This window comes from Paenibacillus maysiensis, assembly GCF_000520815.1.
GTDB lineage: Bacteria > Bacillota > Bacilli > Paenibacillales > Paenibacillaceae > Paenibacillus > Paenibacillus maysiensis.
Genome location: NZ_ASRY01000098.1, coordinates 1 through 16,898, shown reverse-complemented (window position 1 = coordinate 16,898; position 16,898 = coordinate 1). Strand labels below are relative to the sequence as shown.

General features: G+C 43.0%; 9 protein-coding genes and 2 pseudogenes. 7 read left to right on the top strand and 4 right to left on the bottom strand.

Features of this window, described 5'->3' with window-relative positions; all coding sequences use genetic code 11:
* On the top strand, window positions 1–639 hold a 639-nt coding region (locus tag L696_RS0106860), incomplete at its 5' end, for a class I SAM-dependent methyltransferase (RefSeq protein ID WP_245233308.1).
* A 218-nt stretch (window positions 640–857) separates the two neighbouring features.
* Here the strand turns inward: L696_RS0106860 and L696_RS0106855 are convergent.
* Both L696_RS0106855 and L696_RS0106850 read right to left on the bottom strand, forming a co-directional pair.
* Window positions 858–1,850, bottom strand: a complete 993-nt coding sequence (locus tag L696_RS0106855) for a carbohydrate kinase family protein (protein ID WP_025682984.1) — start codon at window positions 1,848–1,850, stop codon at window positions 858–860.
* Between the two features lie 22 nt (window positions 1,851–1,872).
* Entirely contained in the window at window positions 1,873–2,898 is a 1,026-nt protein-coding gene (locus L696_RS0106850; protein ID WP_025682983.1) for a LacI family DNA-binding transcriptional regulator, read from the bottom strand.
* A gap of 506 nt (window positions 2,899–3,404) precedes the next feature.
* Between L696_RS0106850 and L696_RS0106845 the strand changes: the two genes are divergently transcribed.
* From L696_RS0106845 to ppsA, 6 genes and pseudogenes are all read left to right on the top strand, one after another.
* Complete coding sequence (locus L696_RS0106845) at window positions 3,405–4,289, top strand: ABC transporter permease (RefSeq protein WP_245233309.1); 885 nt, start codon at window positions 3,405–3,407, stop codon at window positions 4,287–4,289.
* Window positions 4,290–4,303: 14 nt separating this feature from the next.
* Window positions 4,304–5,185 (top strand): carbohydrate ABC transporter permease, encoded by an 882-nt coding sequence (locus L696_RS0106840; protein ID WP_025682981.1) that lies wholly within the window; start codon window positions 4,304–4,306, stop codon window positions 5,183–5,185.
* A gap of 18 nt (window positions 5,186–5,203) precedes the next feature.
* Entirely contained in the window at window positions 5,204–6,823 is a 1,620-nt protein-coding gene (locus L696_RS0106835) for an ABC transporter substrate-binding protein (protein WP_025682980.1), read from the top strand.
* Between the two features lie 73 nt (window positions 6,824–6,896).
* The gene (locus tag L696_RS0106830; RefSeq protein WP_280740125.1) at window positions 6,897–8,465 is read left to right on the top strand and encodes a glycoside hydrolase family 32 protein; all 1,569 of its coding nucleotides are present in this window, start codon (window positions 6,897–6,899) and stop codon (window positions 8,463–8,465) included.
* Between the two features lie 261 nt (window positions 8,466–8,726).
* Window positions 8,727–9,699: pseudogene (locus L696_RS0106825) on the top strand (transposase).
* Between the two features lie 302 nt (window positions 9,700–10,001).
* Window positions 10,002–12,614 (top strand): phosphoenolpyruvate synthase, encoded by a 2,613-nt coding sequence (gene ppsA / locus L696_RS0106820; protein WP_025682978.1) that lies wholly within the window; start codon window positions 10,002–10,004, stop codon window positions 12,612–12,614.
* A 559-nt stretch (window positions 12,615–13,173) separates the two neighbouring features.
* Here the strand turns inward: ppsA and L696_RS0106815 are convergent.
* Both L696_RS0106815 and L696_RS0106810 read right to left on the bottom strand, forming a co-directional pair.
* Entirely contained in the window at window positions 13,174–15,336 is a 2,163-nt protein-coding gene (locus L696_RS0106815) for an amidase (RefSeq protein ID WP_025682977.1), read from the bottom strand.
* 353 nt (window positions 15,337–15,689) lie between these two features.
* Window positions 15,690–16,007 (bottom strand): annotated as a pseudogene (locus tag L696_RS0106810) (LysR substrate-binding domain-containing protein); the annotation flags it as partial.
* Window positions 16,008–16,898: the final 891 nt, after the last annotated feature.

Sequence of the window (16,898 nt, the reverse complement as noted above, 5' to 3'; positions counted from 1 at the left end):
CTTATTTTTTCTGTCCAACTTAGTGTAGCCGATCCATTATCAATGAATATGAATGATGAGAAATTATTGCAATATTATCTGGAACTCAAAGGACCGGATGCGGGAGAATGGAACTCCTCTCCACAGTGCATTCACACAGAGTTGGTGACAAGGGATTACGTAAAGAAGACATTCGATATTTTTGATGGAATCCAAGTATGTAATGTTGGTATCGGAACTGGAGATTGGGACGATTACCTTGGATATTGGCTTAAAGGAAGAGGTGGTTTAACCAGCATTGATATTGACGAAAGTATTTGCGAGATATTTGAGTATAGACAACAGAGGGAGCAGAATCCGAATCCATCAAAGGTTTTATGCAGGAGCATATTCGATTCCGATTTGCCTCAAGAAGCCTTTGATATTGTAACCCTAATTGGGTCCGCTATTAATGAAACAGGGGACTTCAAAAAATGCTTAGATTCGTGTTTTAGTTTAATAAAGCAAGGGGGACATTTGATGTTTATGGCAAGTTTAAAATATACACCCGTTGAAATGTTGGAAGAATACATAAGTAATACTAAGTATCATATTGTACAAAAAAATGCATACAAAGTGTTCCCTGAATATCCGTTTTTCATCAGCAAAATCAGAAAATAATCAGGCTAAGTGTGTACATCGACTTACTACAGCCACACTATTTGTAGAGACTTTGTTGCATAACCTGCCGCTCATAAATAAAAAATTTTAATTTTCACCAAGCTTCCCGTCATTGATTGGAAGGTGCCCTGATCAGCAGCATCTTCCAATCAATGACGAGTCTCTACATAAAAAGGTGTTCGGCGACCTTAGGGATCGTCGGACACCTTTTGCTGTTCTTATGCTTCAATCCTTGATTCAGCTTGCGCTACGAAACGATTAACTTCTTCCAACGACGGCAAGGCTGCAATCGCTCCAACTTTAGTGCACACGATGGCGCCGACTTGATTGGCAAGTGTCACAAATTCCTGCTGCTGCTTCGCGTTGGAGGTAAATGCCTTAGGCTGACTCAGTTGGCTGATTTGATACAGCATTGCTCCGACGAAGGCATCTCCGGCACCAGTAGAGTCGATCGATTTGACAGCAATACTGCCGATTAACGAACGGGAGGCACCGCTTGAGATGAGGGTTCCTTCTTTCCCCAAGGTAACTGCCACCGTCTTGGCTCCCAACCCATGCAAAAGATCCAATGAAGCATTGCGGTCAGCCAGCTCTGTAATGATGTTTAATTCCTCTTCGCTTACTTTTACCAAATCCGCATTGTGTATTCCTCTTCTGGACAATGCGATAAATTCCTCCAGCCTGTCTTTCCAAAGGTCCCCCCGGTAATTGGGATCAAAGGAGGTGAATTGCCCATTGGCCTTCGCTTCGTCCAATAAAGACAAATACGCTTCTCGAAAAGGATCGGCGAGCAAGGCCGTTGCCGAGCCAAAATGTAGAATGGCAGCCTGCCGGGTCCATTCTCTATCAATGTCCTGCAGAGACAGTTGACGGTCAGCTCCGCGGTTGAACACGAAATCCCGTTCGCCGTTAGCGGCAAGGGAAACAAAGGCCAGTGTAGTCGGCGTTGCCGGATCAAAAAGGAGCATGGACGTATCCACATGCTGCTCATCCAGAGTTTGCTTCAGGTACATACCGAAGGGATCGGCTCCGACTTTCCCCAAGAATGACGCTTTTCCTCCGAGTTTGGCTACGGCTGCGCTTACATTTGCTGGAGCACCGCCGGCCTGCTTGGAGAAATGCTGACCCTTGGCAAGATTGACATCAATATCTGTGCAGAAAAAATCAATAAGCAGCTCGCCCACACAGAGAACCGTTCCGTCATTTTTCACATTGATTCACCTCTTGGTAGATTTAGTTTAGAACAGGCGTCGAGTCCCGGTATACGATATCCGTTGCAACATGGGTCACTCGGTACGGCTTGGTATTGTCTTTGATTCTGGACAATAACATTTCGGCTGCAATAATACCCATCTGACTACTGTAAATATGCACGGTTGTAAGATGGGGCTCGACAACCCGGGATTCCAATGCATCATCGAACCCGCAGACAGCAACATCCTCCGGGATTTTAATTCCCTTGTTCTTCAAAGATTTTATCACGCTGATGGCAATGAAATCATTGGCACAAATAAAGACGGAGGGGCACTCCCTCAGGGCATCCAATTGCTGCTCCATCTCTTTAAAGAAGTTGCGGTCCGGCGCTACGATGCTATGGGCAGGATTCAGGGTGATTCCGGCTTCTGCAAGGGCCTTATTGAATCCGGCCCAGCGTTCATTGAAGCTTTTGCAGTGATTGTAATCGCCTACAAAACCGAAGCTTTCATAGCCATGATCTATTAATTTCCGGGTAACACAGTATGTGCTGTGCTCATTTTCCATTAATATCAGATCTGCCTTCAATTCCGGATACACCATATCTGCAGCACAATCAATAAAAATGGTTGGAATACCAAGATCCGTGATCAGCTTGCTGTATTCCTTACTGAACATTTCGATGCAGAAGATACCAGCCACATTCGAAGGATCAAAATTACCGGGTAGGGTCATGGTATTGATATCGTTCTCACGGATAAAATAAATGGATAAAGTATAGCCCTGGTTGCTGATTTCCTTCTCCAGCCCGCTGATCAGCAGCGATCCAAAGTGTGAGCTATTGGGAAGATTGCTGGTCAAAAGTGCGATACTGTCTTGTTTTTCAGAGGCTGTTTCCATATAAGAAAATTGTTTGTATTTAAGCTCCACTGCTTTTTTGATCACCTTGTCCCTCGTAACGGCAGGAATATTCTCTACTCCATTAAGCGCCTTGGATGCAGTGTTTCTGGAAATTCCCAAGGCATCAGCAATGTCTTGGATAGTAACTTTTGACTTTCTAGTCATATTGTTCCACCTTATTCTCCTGAATTAAGATTCTTCATATTTCTAAATATATAGTATTTTCATGCTTTTAACAATGAATTATTCAAATGAACAAAACAAGTTTACATTTATTCATTTATTGGATGCATTTTTAAGGAATTTGGTATTAAAATATTACATAACTCTCGAATCATGCATTTCAAATGGATTTAGTTGCCGAAATGTATTGACTTATTCAATGCACACCTGTTAAATTGTAAGAGAAAAAATGTTCAAATGTAAAATGTAAACCCATTCATCTTGGGGAAGTGTAAATTTTTAGTCCTGTTGGAGGTGGGGAAATTACCAGTAAGGCATTTGCAAAACATCTTGCGGAATTATGTCAGAGAGATGACATAACATGGCTTATAACTGTCTTTAATAACAAGCCGTGAGCAGTAGGGGGGAAAAGAGTGGCAAACTCGATCGTTCAAAAAAGGGGAGTTAAGGCTTCGGAAGCAAAAAAAAGAAACCATTGGCTAAGTTATATGGTTCGAAATTATATATTGTATTTGTTTCTGGTTCCGTCCATAATTCTTACCGTCATTTTCAAGTATGTTCCCATGTACGGATCGATCATTGCGTTTAAAGATTTCAGTCCAAGAAAAGGAATCATGGGTAGCGAATGGATTGGATTCGAACATTTCCAGCGGTTTCTTTCGTCACCAAATTTTTATGACATTTTAATGAATACGCTTAAATTAAGCGCTTACGGTCTTATTCTCGGTTTCCCAGTACCCATCATTCTGGCTTTGATGCTAAATCTGATCAGAGGAGCGAAGTTCAAGAAGAATATTCAGCTTATTGTATACGCACCTAACTTCATCTCGGTTGTTGTTGTTGCCGGCATGCTGTTTGTTTTTCTATCGCCGACTGGAATAGTGAACGCTATGGTAACAACCTTCACCGGCAAGCCGATTTCTTTTATGACTGATCCCGCCTATTTCCGAACGGTATATATTTTGTCCGGTATATGGCAAACCGCTGGCTGGTCCTCTATCATTTATGTAGCCACCTTGGCCAATGTGGACCCGCAGTTGCATGACGCTGCAACAATTGATGGCGCTTCTTTGATGAAGAGAATCTTGCACATTGATCTGCCAACTCTCAAACCCGTCATGGCCGTCCTATTCATTCTCGCTGCAGGGGGCATCATGTCGATCGGCTATGAAAAGGCTTACCTGATGCAGACGGCTCTGAACACGCCAACCTCGGAAATCATCGCGACTTATGTATACAAGGTGGGGTTGCAATCCGGCGATTATGCTTATTCTACGGCAATTGGGTTGTTCAATTCCGTGATTAATGTGGTCCTGCTGATTTTCGTAAATACCATCGTCAAGAAGCTGAACGAAGGGGAAGGGCTGTATTAAAGAAGGAGGTATTTATGGATATTCATTACACCGGGAAGGACCGGATACTGATCATCATCAATTATATTCTGCTTGGTTTGTTTGTTCTCGCTATTCTGTTACCGCTGGTTTATGTGGTGCTTTCGTCCTTTTTAACTCCAAATACTCTGATTACCAAAGGGCTAGCCATTACATCATCAGACTGGACACTCACGGGATATGCCAAAATCCTAAGCAACGGTGCCATGATCCGCGGTTTTTTTAATGCCATTTTTTATTCAGCAGCCTTTGCGTTCGCAACCGTATTTTTTTCCGTCTTCGCAGCATACCCGCTTGCGATTGAAGGGCTGGTTGGGAAACGGCCCATTATGATCTTTTTCCTGATTACGATGTTTTTCGGTGGCGGTCTGATTCCTACCTATCTGGTGATTAAGGATTTAGGCATGTTGAATACGGTGTGGGCCATTATTCTGCCCGGCTCGATCAGCGTATTCAATATTATTCTGGCAAAGACTTATTTCCAGGGGCTTCCCAAAGAGCTGTTCCAGGCGGCAAGTATAGACGGAGCTTCTGAGCTCAGTATTTTCTTTAAAATCGTCTTGCCGTTGTCGAAGCCTATTATTTTTGTTCTAGCTTTATACGCTTTTGTCGGACAGTGGAATTCTTATTTCGACGCCATGATTTATCTGGATGATCCAAAGCTGTTTCCGCTTCAACTGGTGCTGCGCTCCATTTTGATACAGAATCAGGTTCAGCCCGGTATGATTGCCGATGCGCTGGCGCAAGCGGAGCTTAAAAAATTGTCCGAAATGATTAAATACTCTGCCATTGTCATATCAAGTTTGCCTTTAATTGTTATGTATCCATTCTTTCAAAAGTATTTCGAAAAGGGTGTCATGGTAGGTTCGATCAAATAACAAATCGGGGGAATAGAGATGAAAAAAACATTACTAACCTTGTCCGTGCTGGTACTTTCTACTTCGCTGCTTGCTGGATGCGGCGGTTCAGGCAATAATTCTGCTGCATCCGAAGATTACAAGCTGGAAAATGTAACTCTGCCGCTTAAAGAGAAAGTTACCTTGCATTTTATGACTCAAAGCTCGCCGCTGGCACCTTCCGATCCAAATGAAAAGCTGATTTATAAAAGACTGGAAGAAAAAACAGGGGTGCATATCGATTTTACCAACTTCACCTCCGATTCCTTCATTGAAAAAAGAAACCTGGCTGTTGCCAGCGGAGATCTTCCAGATGCCATACTGGATGCCGGATATTCCGATTACGATTTGTTGAACCTCGGAAAGGATGGAACCATTGTCCCTTTAGAGGATTTGATTCAAAAATATATGCCGAATCTGCAGAAGGTATTGAAGGAAGCACCTGAGTACAGATCCATGATAACCGCACAGGACGGGCACATTTATGCCTTTCCTTGGATTGAGGAGCTGGGTTCTGAGAAGGAGAGCATTCATTCTGTAAACGACATGCCATGGATCAATGTGGAGTGGCTGAAAAAGCTGGGACTTAAAATGCCAAAAACTACTGAGGATTTAAAAAAAGTTCTGCTTGCATTTAAAAATGGCGACCCTAACGGAAATGGCCAAGCGGATGAAATCCCGCTGTCCTTTATACTCAATAACGGCAATGAGGACCTGAATTTTCTGTTCGGATCATTTGGTCTTGGGGACAACGGCGATCATACTGTAGTGACCAATGAAGGGAAAGTGGTCTTCACCGCCGATCAGGACGGTTATAAAGACGGGATTAAATACCTTAATGAGCTATATAAACTGAACCTGATCGACGAAGAGTCATTTGAGCAGGATTATAATACGTATCTGGCCAAAGGTCAGAGTGAAAAATATGGTCTCTACTTTCAATGGGATAAGGCGAATATTTCAGGAGACAACGATAAATATGAATTGATGAATCCGCTCGCGGGGCCAAGCGGTGAAGTCAATGTGACCCGCACGAACAATCTCGGCTTTGACCGGGGGAGAATGGTGATTACCAGTGACAACAAAAATCTTGAGCTTACGGCAAAATGGATTGACCAGCTGTATGATCCTATCCAGTCCGTACAGGACAACTGGGGCACCTACGGCGACAAAACTCAGCAGAACATTTTTAAATACGATGAAGCGAGTCATATGCTGAAGCATCTTCCGCTTAAGGGAACTGCCCCTGTCGAGCTGCGGCAAAAAACGAATATCGGTGGTCCATTGGCCGTTCTTGATGAGTATTACGGAACCGTGACGACCAAGCCCGACGATGCAGTGGGGCGGCTCGAGCTCATAAAGGAAAGACTTGTTCCTTATATGAAGGCTGACCATAATTTCCCGAAAGTCTTCTTCTCACTGGAGGATCAGAAGCAGATCTCCACACTTGAAACCGATTTGTTTGCTTACGTTAACCGCAAACGGGCGGAATGGATCAAAACGGGCAAAGTGGAAGAAGAATGGGCGGAATATAAGGCGGAGCTTACCAGACTTGGACTGGACAAATGGCTGGAAATCAAACAGAAAGGCTATGACAGATATCTTAAAGATCAAGGCTGAAACATAAAAAAGGTGGTAGGGGCCGTTAAATACCTTATCAACAATCAAAAGGAGAGTGGGTACCATTAAAGACATGCACCTAACGAATAGCAATAGCAGCAGAAAAGGATCACAAAACAGTTATTATAGGGAGACATACAGGCCCCAATTCCATTATTCACCTGAGAAAAATTGGATGAACGATCCCAACGGCTTGGTTTATTATGAAGGAGAGTACCACCTGTTCTACCAGCATACGCCCCATGATACGCAGCCTGACTTTGGCCGCATGCATTGGGGGCATGCGGTAAGCAAGGATCTACTGCATTGGGACGAACTACCACCAGCAATTCCGCCTGGAGAGGACGGAGCGATCTTCTCGGGAAGCGCGGTGGTGGATAAGCACAATACAAGCGGATTTTTCAACGAAGAAGGAACAGGATTGGTTGCCATTTATACGAATGAGGGCAACATGACTCGGCCCGGCAAGCCGCAGGTGCAAAGCATTGCTTACAGCAAGGATAAAGGTCGAACCTGGACAAAATATGAAGGTAACCCGGTTTTATTCCCAACGGAAACACTAGACTTTCGTGATCCGAAGGTGTTTTGGCATGATGAATCGTCGATGTGGATCATGGTCCTTGCCGTAAGAGACCGTGTAGAATTTTACACATCTCCAAACCTGAAAGAATGGTCTTTTGCAAGCGAATTCGGTTCCGACATTCCGCATATCCACCGAGGGATATTTGAATGTCCTGATATATTTCGAATCCAAGTGGATGAGGATCCTAGTACCACGAAGTGGATTCTGATGCTAAGCGTCGGGGATAGAAATGGTGTGAATCCAGACGATCCGGAACCACCGGCAGGTGGTTCTGGCATGATGTATTTCATAGGCAACTTTGACGGTAAGGCATTTGCTCTGGATGAAGCGTTGGAATCTTTCGATACTATCAAATGGGTAGACTACGGATCAGACTTTTACGCGGCCGTGACCTGGAATGGCATTCCAAACGAGGACGGTCGAAAGCTATGGGTCGGCTGGATGAACAATTGGCGTTATGGTACCACGCTACCTTCAGAGGAATGGCGTGGCAAGATGTCAATTCCCCGTGAGCTACAGCTTAGGACTTATCCGGAGGGACTTCACTTAATCCAAGCACCCATAAGTGAATTAAGTCAGCTAAGAAAACCGATTTTGTCTCTGCAAGACTTGACGATTAAGCCAGGTATGAACGTGTTATCTGATATTTCTGCTGCAAAGGCAGAAATTATTGCAGAATTTGAAATCAGCACTGCCGTGGAATTCGGGTTCAAAGTGCGGAAGTCTTCCAATCAGGAGACGATCATTGGATACAATATCTCGAATAGGGAGTTATTCGTCGATCGGACGAAGTCGAGCGCCATTGACTTTCATTCCGATTTCACAGCAATACACAAGGCCACTATGAAGCCAGAGCATGAGAGGATACAGTTGAGCATTTATCTGGATTGGTCAAGTGTCGAAGTCTTCGGCAATAATGGAAAAACAATTATTTCAGACATGATTTTCCCGGACTCGGAGAGCAGGGGGCTGGAACTCTATGCCATTGGCGGAGAACTAAAAGTCGTGTCGCTTCAAATCAATGATCTGGTAAGCATTTGGGGAAATGAGACTGTTTAGACTATAGTTACCGTTATCATTGATGACTTCATTTACACCTCAAGTAGCATATTAGTATTTTTTTAAGCCGCTAATTAGAAACGTGAAGATTAGCGGCTTTTTATTATGGAAAAGCGGGGAAACCCAAAAAGAACCTGGGTAGTTTTAGAGGCCACTGAAAAAGTCCCTGTGATGTGAGAAAGGTGCAGTTACTCCAGAAATTTGGAGAAACTGCGTCTTTTTCTGTATAATGAAAACATCCAAGGGGAGAAGGTGTCTACCATGATTCAACAGCAACAAACGATAATTTTAAGCCCGTATATCGAACTGTATAATCAGGTGATTCCCAAGGATAATATACTTCGGCAAATCAACGAGTTCGTTGACTTCTCGTTTGTATATGATGAATTGAAAGTAAACTATTGTCTGGACAACGGTAGAAATGCGGTCGATCCTATTCGGATGTTCAAGTACCTTCTCATAAAAGCGATTTTCGAATTGTCCGATGAAGACATTGTGGAGCGGTCCAAATACGATATGTCGTTCAAGTACTTACCAAATTTAGAAAGCTGCGGCTAAAGGATTTGGACCTTCTCGACATGCTGATCAACAAAACCGTTGAAATCGCAATCGAAAAAGGGATTATCCAAAGCAAAGTCATCATTGTTGACGCGACTCATACGAAAGCTCGTTACAACCAGAAAACTCCCCGAGAAATCTTGCAGGATCGTGCTCGAAAACTAAGAAAGGCTGTCTATAAAGTCGACGAATCCCTCAAAGCCAAGTTCCCACCGAAGAATACGAGCGATGTGCTGAAGGATGAAATCGCTTACTGCCAGAAGCTTATGGATGTCATTGAAGCAGAAGGCGGTGTCTATGCGCTGCCCAAAATAACAGAACCGCTTAATTTGCTAAAAGAAGCCGTCGCAAATCAAACGGATACGTACTACTTCGATATAGAGAAGTGCAAAAGATGTTCACTCCGAGAAGGGTGCTGCAAAGAAGGAGCAAAAAGCAAAACCTATTCCGTGAGTATTAAATCTGCCGAGCATACCGAACAAATGGCATTTCAAGAAAGCGAGTACTTCAAGGAGAAAGCCAAAGAACGCTACAAAATCGAAGCAAAGAACAGCGAGCTTAAACACAGAGACGGGTATGACGTAGCGTCTTCCTCGGGTCTAGTTGGTATGGAGTTACAAGGTGCCATGGCCATTTTCACTGTAAACCTAAGAGAATATTGAAACTGATGAAATAAAATAACGGATCCATAGACCTTCTGGAACAGCAAAAAAACGACCTTTTATCCAAATATCTGGATAAGGGTCGTCTTTTGTTTTGTCCTTTATGGTTATTCACCAGAAAAACACAAGTTTTTGTGGCCTCGTAGTTTTATCAAGTTCTTTTATATTGCATATAAACAGACACGATGATATAATCAGATTACGACTTTTACATTTTAAATTGACATAATTATTACATCTTACAATTTAAGTGTACCATGCCGGTAAACTCTTGTCAAATGTTTTTTCTCAATTTAATGGTTAGGAGAGATATTGAATGAGTTCTTTGGTTCTCGGTTTTCAGGAAATGGAAAAAGCGCAGCTTTTGCTCGTTGGCGGAAAAGGATTAAATTTAGGGGAATTATCAAAAATTGAAGGAGTACAAGTACCAGAAGGATTTTGTGTTACAACAGTGGGATATCAAAAAGCCATCGAACAAAACGAAACGTTTCAAGCATTGTTGGATCGACTAACCATGCTAAAAGTAGAAGATCGAGATCAAATTGGTGAAATCAGCAGGAAGATTCGACAAATCATTATGGAAGTAGAAATTCCTTCCGATGTTGTGAAAGCAGTTACTCACTATCTCTCCCAGTTTGGTGATGAACATGCTTATGCAGTGCGTTCTAGTGCGACTGCTGAAGATTTACCACATGCCTCTTTTGCTGGACAACAAGACACCTATTTAAATATCATTGGCAAAGAAGCGATCTTGCAGCATATCAGCAAATGTTGGGCTTCCCTATTTACGGATCGCGCGGTAATCTACCGTATGCAAAACGGATTTGACCACAGTCAAGTTTATTTATCCGTTATCGTTCAAAGGATGGTGTTCCCACAGGCTTCTGGGATTTTATTTACCGCTGATCCAATTACTTCTAACCGAAAGCTGCTATCAATCGATGCCAGTTTTGGACTTGGAGAAGCACTGGTCTCTGGCTTGGTATCTGCCGATTGTTATAAAGTACAGGAAGGGCAAATCGTCGATAAGAGGATAGCAACCAAAAAATTGGCTATCTATGGACGAAAAGAAGGCGGAACAGAGACAAAGCAGATCGATCCTGATCAGCAAAAGATTCAAACACTTACTGAACAACAAATTTTACAACTGGCACGCATCGGAAGACAGATCGAAGCTTATTTTGGTTACCCCCAGGACATCGAATGGTGTTTGGTTGATGATACATTTTATATTGTCCAGAGTCGGCCAATCACGACTTTATACCCGATCCCTGAATCGAATGATCAAGAAAATCACGTTTATGTATCTGTCGGTCATCAACAAATGATGACTGACCCGATAAAACCATTGGGATTGTCTTTTTACCTGTTAATAACTCCTGCACCCATGCGTAAAGCCGGTGGAAGGTTGTTTGTTGATGTTACACCTATGCTGGCTTCACCTGTCAGCAGAGAAACTTTCTTAAATACCCTGGGCCAATCCGATCCGCTCATAAAAGACGCATTTATGACCATAATCAAGCGAGATTTTATAAAATCGTTACCAAATGATAAAAAAGAACGGAGTCCCGGTAAAAGCAATAAAGGGTTGTCGTCTGCAGGTTTTCAAGCACAAATCGAAAACGATCCGGCAATCGTTTCTGATTTGATTAAGAACAGTCAAACATCGATAGAAGAATTAAAACAAAACATCCAAACGAAATCAGGAGCAGATTTATTTGATTTTATTCTGGAAGATCTCCAGGAATTAAAGAAGATCTTATTTGATCCACAAAGTTCAAAGGTTTTTATGACTGCTATGAATGCTTCGTCATGGATCAATGAAAAAATGTACGAGTGGTTAGGTGAAAAAAACGCAGCAGATACGCTTTCTCAATCTGTACCAAACAACATTACTTCGGAAATGGGTCTGGCGCTATTGGATGTCGCAGATGTGATTCGTCCTTATCCGGAAGTAATTGATTATTTACAACATGTAAAAGATGATAATTTTTTGGATGAACTGGTTAAGTTCGATGGTGGACAGGAAACTCAAGACGCTCTCTATGCTTATCTCAACAAATACGGAATGCGATGTGCCGGTGAAATCGATATTTCGAGAACTCGTTGGAGTGAAAAACCAATTACACTTGTCCCCATGATTCTTAGTAATATCAAAAACTTTGAGCCTAATGCTAGCCATCGGAAATTTGAGCAAGGGCGACAGGAAGCTTTGAAAAAAGAACAAGAGTTATTAGATCGATTGAAGCAATTACCGGATGGTGAACAAAAAGCCAAAGAAACAAAACGAATGATCGACCTCATACGGAATTTTATCGGTTATCGTGAATATCCAAAATATGGAATGATTAATCGCTACTTCGTTTATAAGCAGGCTTTACTGAAAGAAGCCGAACAACTCGTACAAACGGGCGTTATTCATGAAAAAGAAGATATATACTATCTCACTTTTGAAGAACTTCACGAAGTCGTACGCACAAATAAACTAGATTACCAGATCATTAGCAAACGAAAAGACGAGTACAAATTATATGAAAAACTAACTCCACCACGTGTTATCACGTCTGACGGTGAAATCATTACGGGTGAGTACAAACGAGAAAACCTCCCAGCCGAAGCTATTGTAGGTCTACCTGTTTCTTCCGGACTTATAGAGGGACGAGCACGTGTCATCTTAAACATGGAAGATGCTGATCTAGAAGATGGAGATATATTAGTCACCTCCTTTACTGACCCTAGCTGGACACCATTGTTTGTATCCATAAAAGGCCTAGTCACCGAAGTTGGTGGACTGATGACCCATGGAGCCGTTATCGCACGTGAATATGGCTTACCAGCAGTTGTTGGTGTGGAAAATGCTACCAAACTGATAAAAGATGGGCAACGAATTCGCGTGCATGGAACAGAAGGGTATATCGAAATATTGTGATGGCTGAATGCGTCAAGTAAGAGCCTTTATCATAATGGACGGCATTAAATGCAACCTGTCATGGATAAAAGGGCGGTTACCCTGTTCGTCCTTTTATCTACCCATGACACAAAGCACCCCAAAAAAAATCAAATGATTTTAATTTGGGGGTGTACTTTAACAATAATCAGGAGCCTTAGGAGTTACCGACGGTTTCCCTTGCTGCGATTCTATGTAGTTCAATGAAGCATAATAATATTATTCTCAAAACAACACAATGATTTATACATAGCCTCTCCGAAGATTATTTGAAAGATATATTAGAGTTCCTACTCAACAAATATCCAAATAGTGATTGAGCTATCGAGAAACGATAGTTCAATGAACAAGACAATAAGGCTAAAGCATACCAAGTTGCATTGGAATTTAAAGAGCTGGAAGTTGCAGCTTCATCTGACCAACCTCCAGCCCGTCAAGCTCAACTATCCCGTCGCTCAGGCCAGCTGCAGCGATAGCTTCCCTAATGAGAACCTTACGGTCAGGGAACCCGCAATTATAGTGAGTTCTATGATGTCTTTCGTCATTGGGGTAAAGTGACAGACTTGACTTGAGCAGAGGTATTTCCGTAAATATCTTTGGCCAGCACGAGAATATGCAGCGTATCGGCTTGGGAGGCACCACCCTGTTTGTATTTAGTAGTTGGAAGCGTTGCTGACCAATTGGCTTTATCTTCTGTAATAAAGATACGAATGCCATTGACATAAACTTTAAGCTGTGCGATATCGCTTTGATCTGTGACTGAACCTTCCAAAGCGAGAACATCATCCTTGATCGAAGCATTCAACTTAAGTGCAGGGGCTCCTGTTTCCTTACGTTTAGAGGGTGGGAGAGCAGTTTGCGGGTTATAGGAAAAGGTTTCATCCTCAAGCGCTGGCGTGCGTGCTGCAATAGGACGGTTTTTGGTCGCCTGCTCATAGGAATAAGCGTAACGAAGCAGGTCATTATCGCTGTATGCGGCACCTGCCATCGTCAGATTAACGGGCATACCGGTATCCTTCATAGCGCCCATACTCACAGATACACTTGGAATCCCGTACTCGCGTAGAATGAAATTCGTATTGGAGAAATAGTTGCCATTCTCCCAAGCCTCCTCATAGGACGTTTCATTCACATCGGAGTCAGCTTTGCCGATATTCGAATTTGCCGGGAATGCAATAAAATCAAGGTTGTTTTGCTTCATCCAATTTTCAAAATCAATCTTTCGTACATTTTCAAGCCCCCGTAGTCCTTCATGAAACTGAGGAATTTGTTCGTAAGGGGTGACGCCTTTCTTTATGGTATCAATGAATACGTCATAATGGCCAAGGTCTCTGCCACGTTTGGCATCTACCGAACCAGGCGGATTCGGGAAGACGGTTGCAGGGTCGATATTAGCCCATGACGGGAAGTTTGGATCGCCCACACTTTTGAGGAATTCCTCAGCCGCATAAGGATTAAGCAGCCCAAATTCCTTTTCAGCCCACTTTGCTGGCATCAGTCCACGCTCCTCAGGTGTTTTCGCTGTTGGCCGGTCCTTCTCGCTGTTCGCCTGCAGGGGGAAGTCAACTTCCACAACCTCAGCTCCAAGAGCAGTTAAATCCTTTACAGCTTTTTCCCATAATGCCTGTATCGAAGGTCTGAATTTGATCGGGGTTGTGGTTTCATGGTCCTTACCGATATAGATTTTCGGAACGCCAATGCGTTTGCCTTTCAAAGCTTGGGTGTCTCGCAGTTCTAAATAAGATTTTGGACGGACACTGTTGACAGAAGGCAGCCAAACGGCTTTCTGTTCTCGCCAGAAATCGCCTTTGGTGATCTTATCCTCTACAACGATCACGTCAAGCAAGCGGAGCATGTCCTCGACAGTCCTCGTATGTGGGACAACGACATCCCGTATTGGGAAGAGTGGCCAATTCCCCCGAATGGAGATTAGGCCCCGCGATGGCGTGTAGGCAATTAAACCATTGTTAGATGCTGGTGATCTTCCAGAGGATACCGTTTCTTCCCCCATACCGAAGGCAGCGAGGTTGGCGGCTGTTGATACGCCAGATCCGTTAGAGGAGCCAGAGTACCAGGCTGCGGCCAAATAATCTGAATTGTACGGACTTTCAGCACGGCCATAAACGCCTCTTTGCATTCCCCCTGCTGCCATTGGCGGCATGTTGGTTTTACCAATGAGCACCCCACCGGATTTGCGTATCTTCTCTACTGTAAAGGCATCGTCCTTTGCCATCAGGTTTTTGAAAGCCGGAGATCCAGAGGCGACAGTGAGTCCCTTAACCTTGTAGCTGTCTTTAACCGTGTAGGGGATGCCTTGCAGAGGCCCGGTTTTAATACCTTGTGCCCTTAGTTGATCAGCCTGAGCGGCTTCTTTCAGTACGTCGGGGTTCAGAACAGGGATGGAATTCAGCCGAATGCCACTAGAATCATAGGCATATACCCGGTTAAGGTACAGGGCGGTGAGCTCGACACTTGACAGTGCCCCTGACTTCATCGCTTCCTGCATTTGAGCAATCGTAGCCTCTTGCAATTGAAATGTAACTAGGGAGGACGTGGGTTCACTAGTTTTACTAGAGGATGAGGGTGAAGGAGCGGCGGATGCAAGCGGGCATCCCGTGAAAGTTAAAATCATACCAACTGCGATCCATTTGCAATAGTTACCGATTACATACCTTGTATTCGCTTTTAGCGTTCGTGCACACATAGCATTTTCACTCCTTAAAATAGGTAGGATCAGGAATTGAATAGAGGGGAATGAGAAAAGGCCTCTTTTACAGTATAATTGTTTCTAATTATACTACTTATTTTCATGTGAAATGTCAATTTTTGTAATGGACAATCATAACAAACGAAGTTTAGCGAAAAGGGATCAGCGATGTTACACGTGAAAAAAACGGCCTCTTTTGAATGATCCAGCATGAAGGCCGTTTATTTACTGTCCTCCGAATACCATTACTCAGATGTCATTTCATTACCTGATACGACATCTCATGCAGCCAATGGCAAAAAGAATATTACGATTCGAGTAGATAATACCAATTATCCAACAAATGGTGGTCATCTTGATCTTTCGATCTCGTTATCCGTTTCACGGATCGACTTTATGACAAGTTCAGAGAAAGCTTTCACTGTTGGAGATAGCCACTTTTTCTTTTTAATCAGCATATGGGAGTATATCGGATCGAACATTTCGGAATGACTTACAACTGTAAGTTTTCCTCTATCCACGTCTTCTTTAACTGTAATATAAGGCAAAAAAGAAAATCCAAGCCCACTCATAACGGTTTGTTTAATCGCCTCTATACTCCATAACTCCATGGTTTGAAATGGATGAATATCATGCTTCACAAGATATCTTTCAAACATGGTCCGATAACGACTCTTTTTCTATGATTTAGACTTGCAGCCACGAGGTATAGCGACGAAGCAAAAATTTCAAGGTTGGAGTGACTGTGACGGAGATATGGAAAGGTCTTTTTCACTTGATCATATCCTCACCAACATATCGATTTACTGGTTTACCAATTCAATTGCTTCTTCCATACGAATATATACTGAAGGTACCAAAATGCCACTGCATTTCACCGAAGGTCAGCGTGTTACTGTTCCAACAGGGGTTTCCTTATTTCCCAAGGAGCTGCCCACGCCTCCCCGAAGCTGGGTAGAACGCGTCTATAATATTACTTACTGGGAGAAAGCGAATAAAGGCGGTCATTTCGCTGCTATGGAAAATCCTAAATTGTTTGTCGACCATCTAAATCATTTTTTTCATTCATTAAGCATCTGATAGTCTCTATCCTTGTGAGGGTTATGAACAACCAGTACAATTGGTTACCGTCTTCAGAATGCAACTCTTCAGGTGCTTTTTTTACCAGACATATATTTATCCCTTAAAAGGGAAATGCCACAAAGAGATAACCACAGTGAGACTGGAGTTGACCTTCACCCGTATCTGAACTTGGTCCCCAAAACTAATTAAAGTAACATTTTTCTACCAAGACACGTAACATCCGGTCGGCTCACAACCGTATCGGGTGTTTTCGTATCATTGGAAAATTAGCGGAACTCAAAAGACGACCACGGAGCAATCTCATTAAAAGTGAGTTAGGGCTATTGCTTTGCAGTGTTGAAAGGCGTAAGAATCTGTCCACTGTGCCTGGTTTAAATAGTTACCTGATTATCAGGTTTCAATAATTGAACAAATTTTTCATCTGAGAATTCGCTAAATTCCCCGTTAGCCAATCATGTAGCGCAAAATCAGCGCTG

What these genes read in the sequence shown, in the direction of transcription:
- L696_RS0106815 (WP_025682977.1), bottom strand. Translation starts at nt 15,336, where the DNA reads ATGTGTGCACGAACGCTAAAAGCGAATACAAGGTATGTAATCGGTAAC.
- L696_RS0106835 (WP_025682980.1), top strand. Translation starts at nt 5,204, where the DNA reads ATGAAAAAAACATTACTAACCTTGTCCGTGCTGGTACTTTCTACTTCG.
- L696_RS0106840 (WP_025682981.1), top strand. Translation starts at nt 4,304, where the DNA reads ATGGATATTCATTACACCGGGAAGGACCGGATACTGATCATCATCAAT.
- ppsA (WP_025682978.1), top strand. Translation starts at nt 10,002, where the DNA reads ATGAGTTCTTTGGTTCTCGGTTTTCAGGAAATGGAAAAAGCGCAGCTT.
- L696_RS0106845 (WP_245233309.1), top strand. Translation starts at nt 3,405, where the DNA reads ATGGTTCGAAATTATATATTGTATTTGTTTCTGGTTCCGTCCATAATT.
- L696_RS0106830 (WP_280740125.1), top strand. Translation starts at nt 6,897, where the DNA reads ATGCACCTAACGAATAGCAATAGCAGCAGAAAAGGATCACAAAACAGT.
- L696_RS0106850 (WP_025682983.1), bottom strand. Translation starts at nt 2,898, where the DNA reads ATGACTAGAAAGTCAAAAGTTACTATCCAAGACATTGCTGATGCCTTG.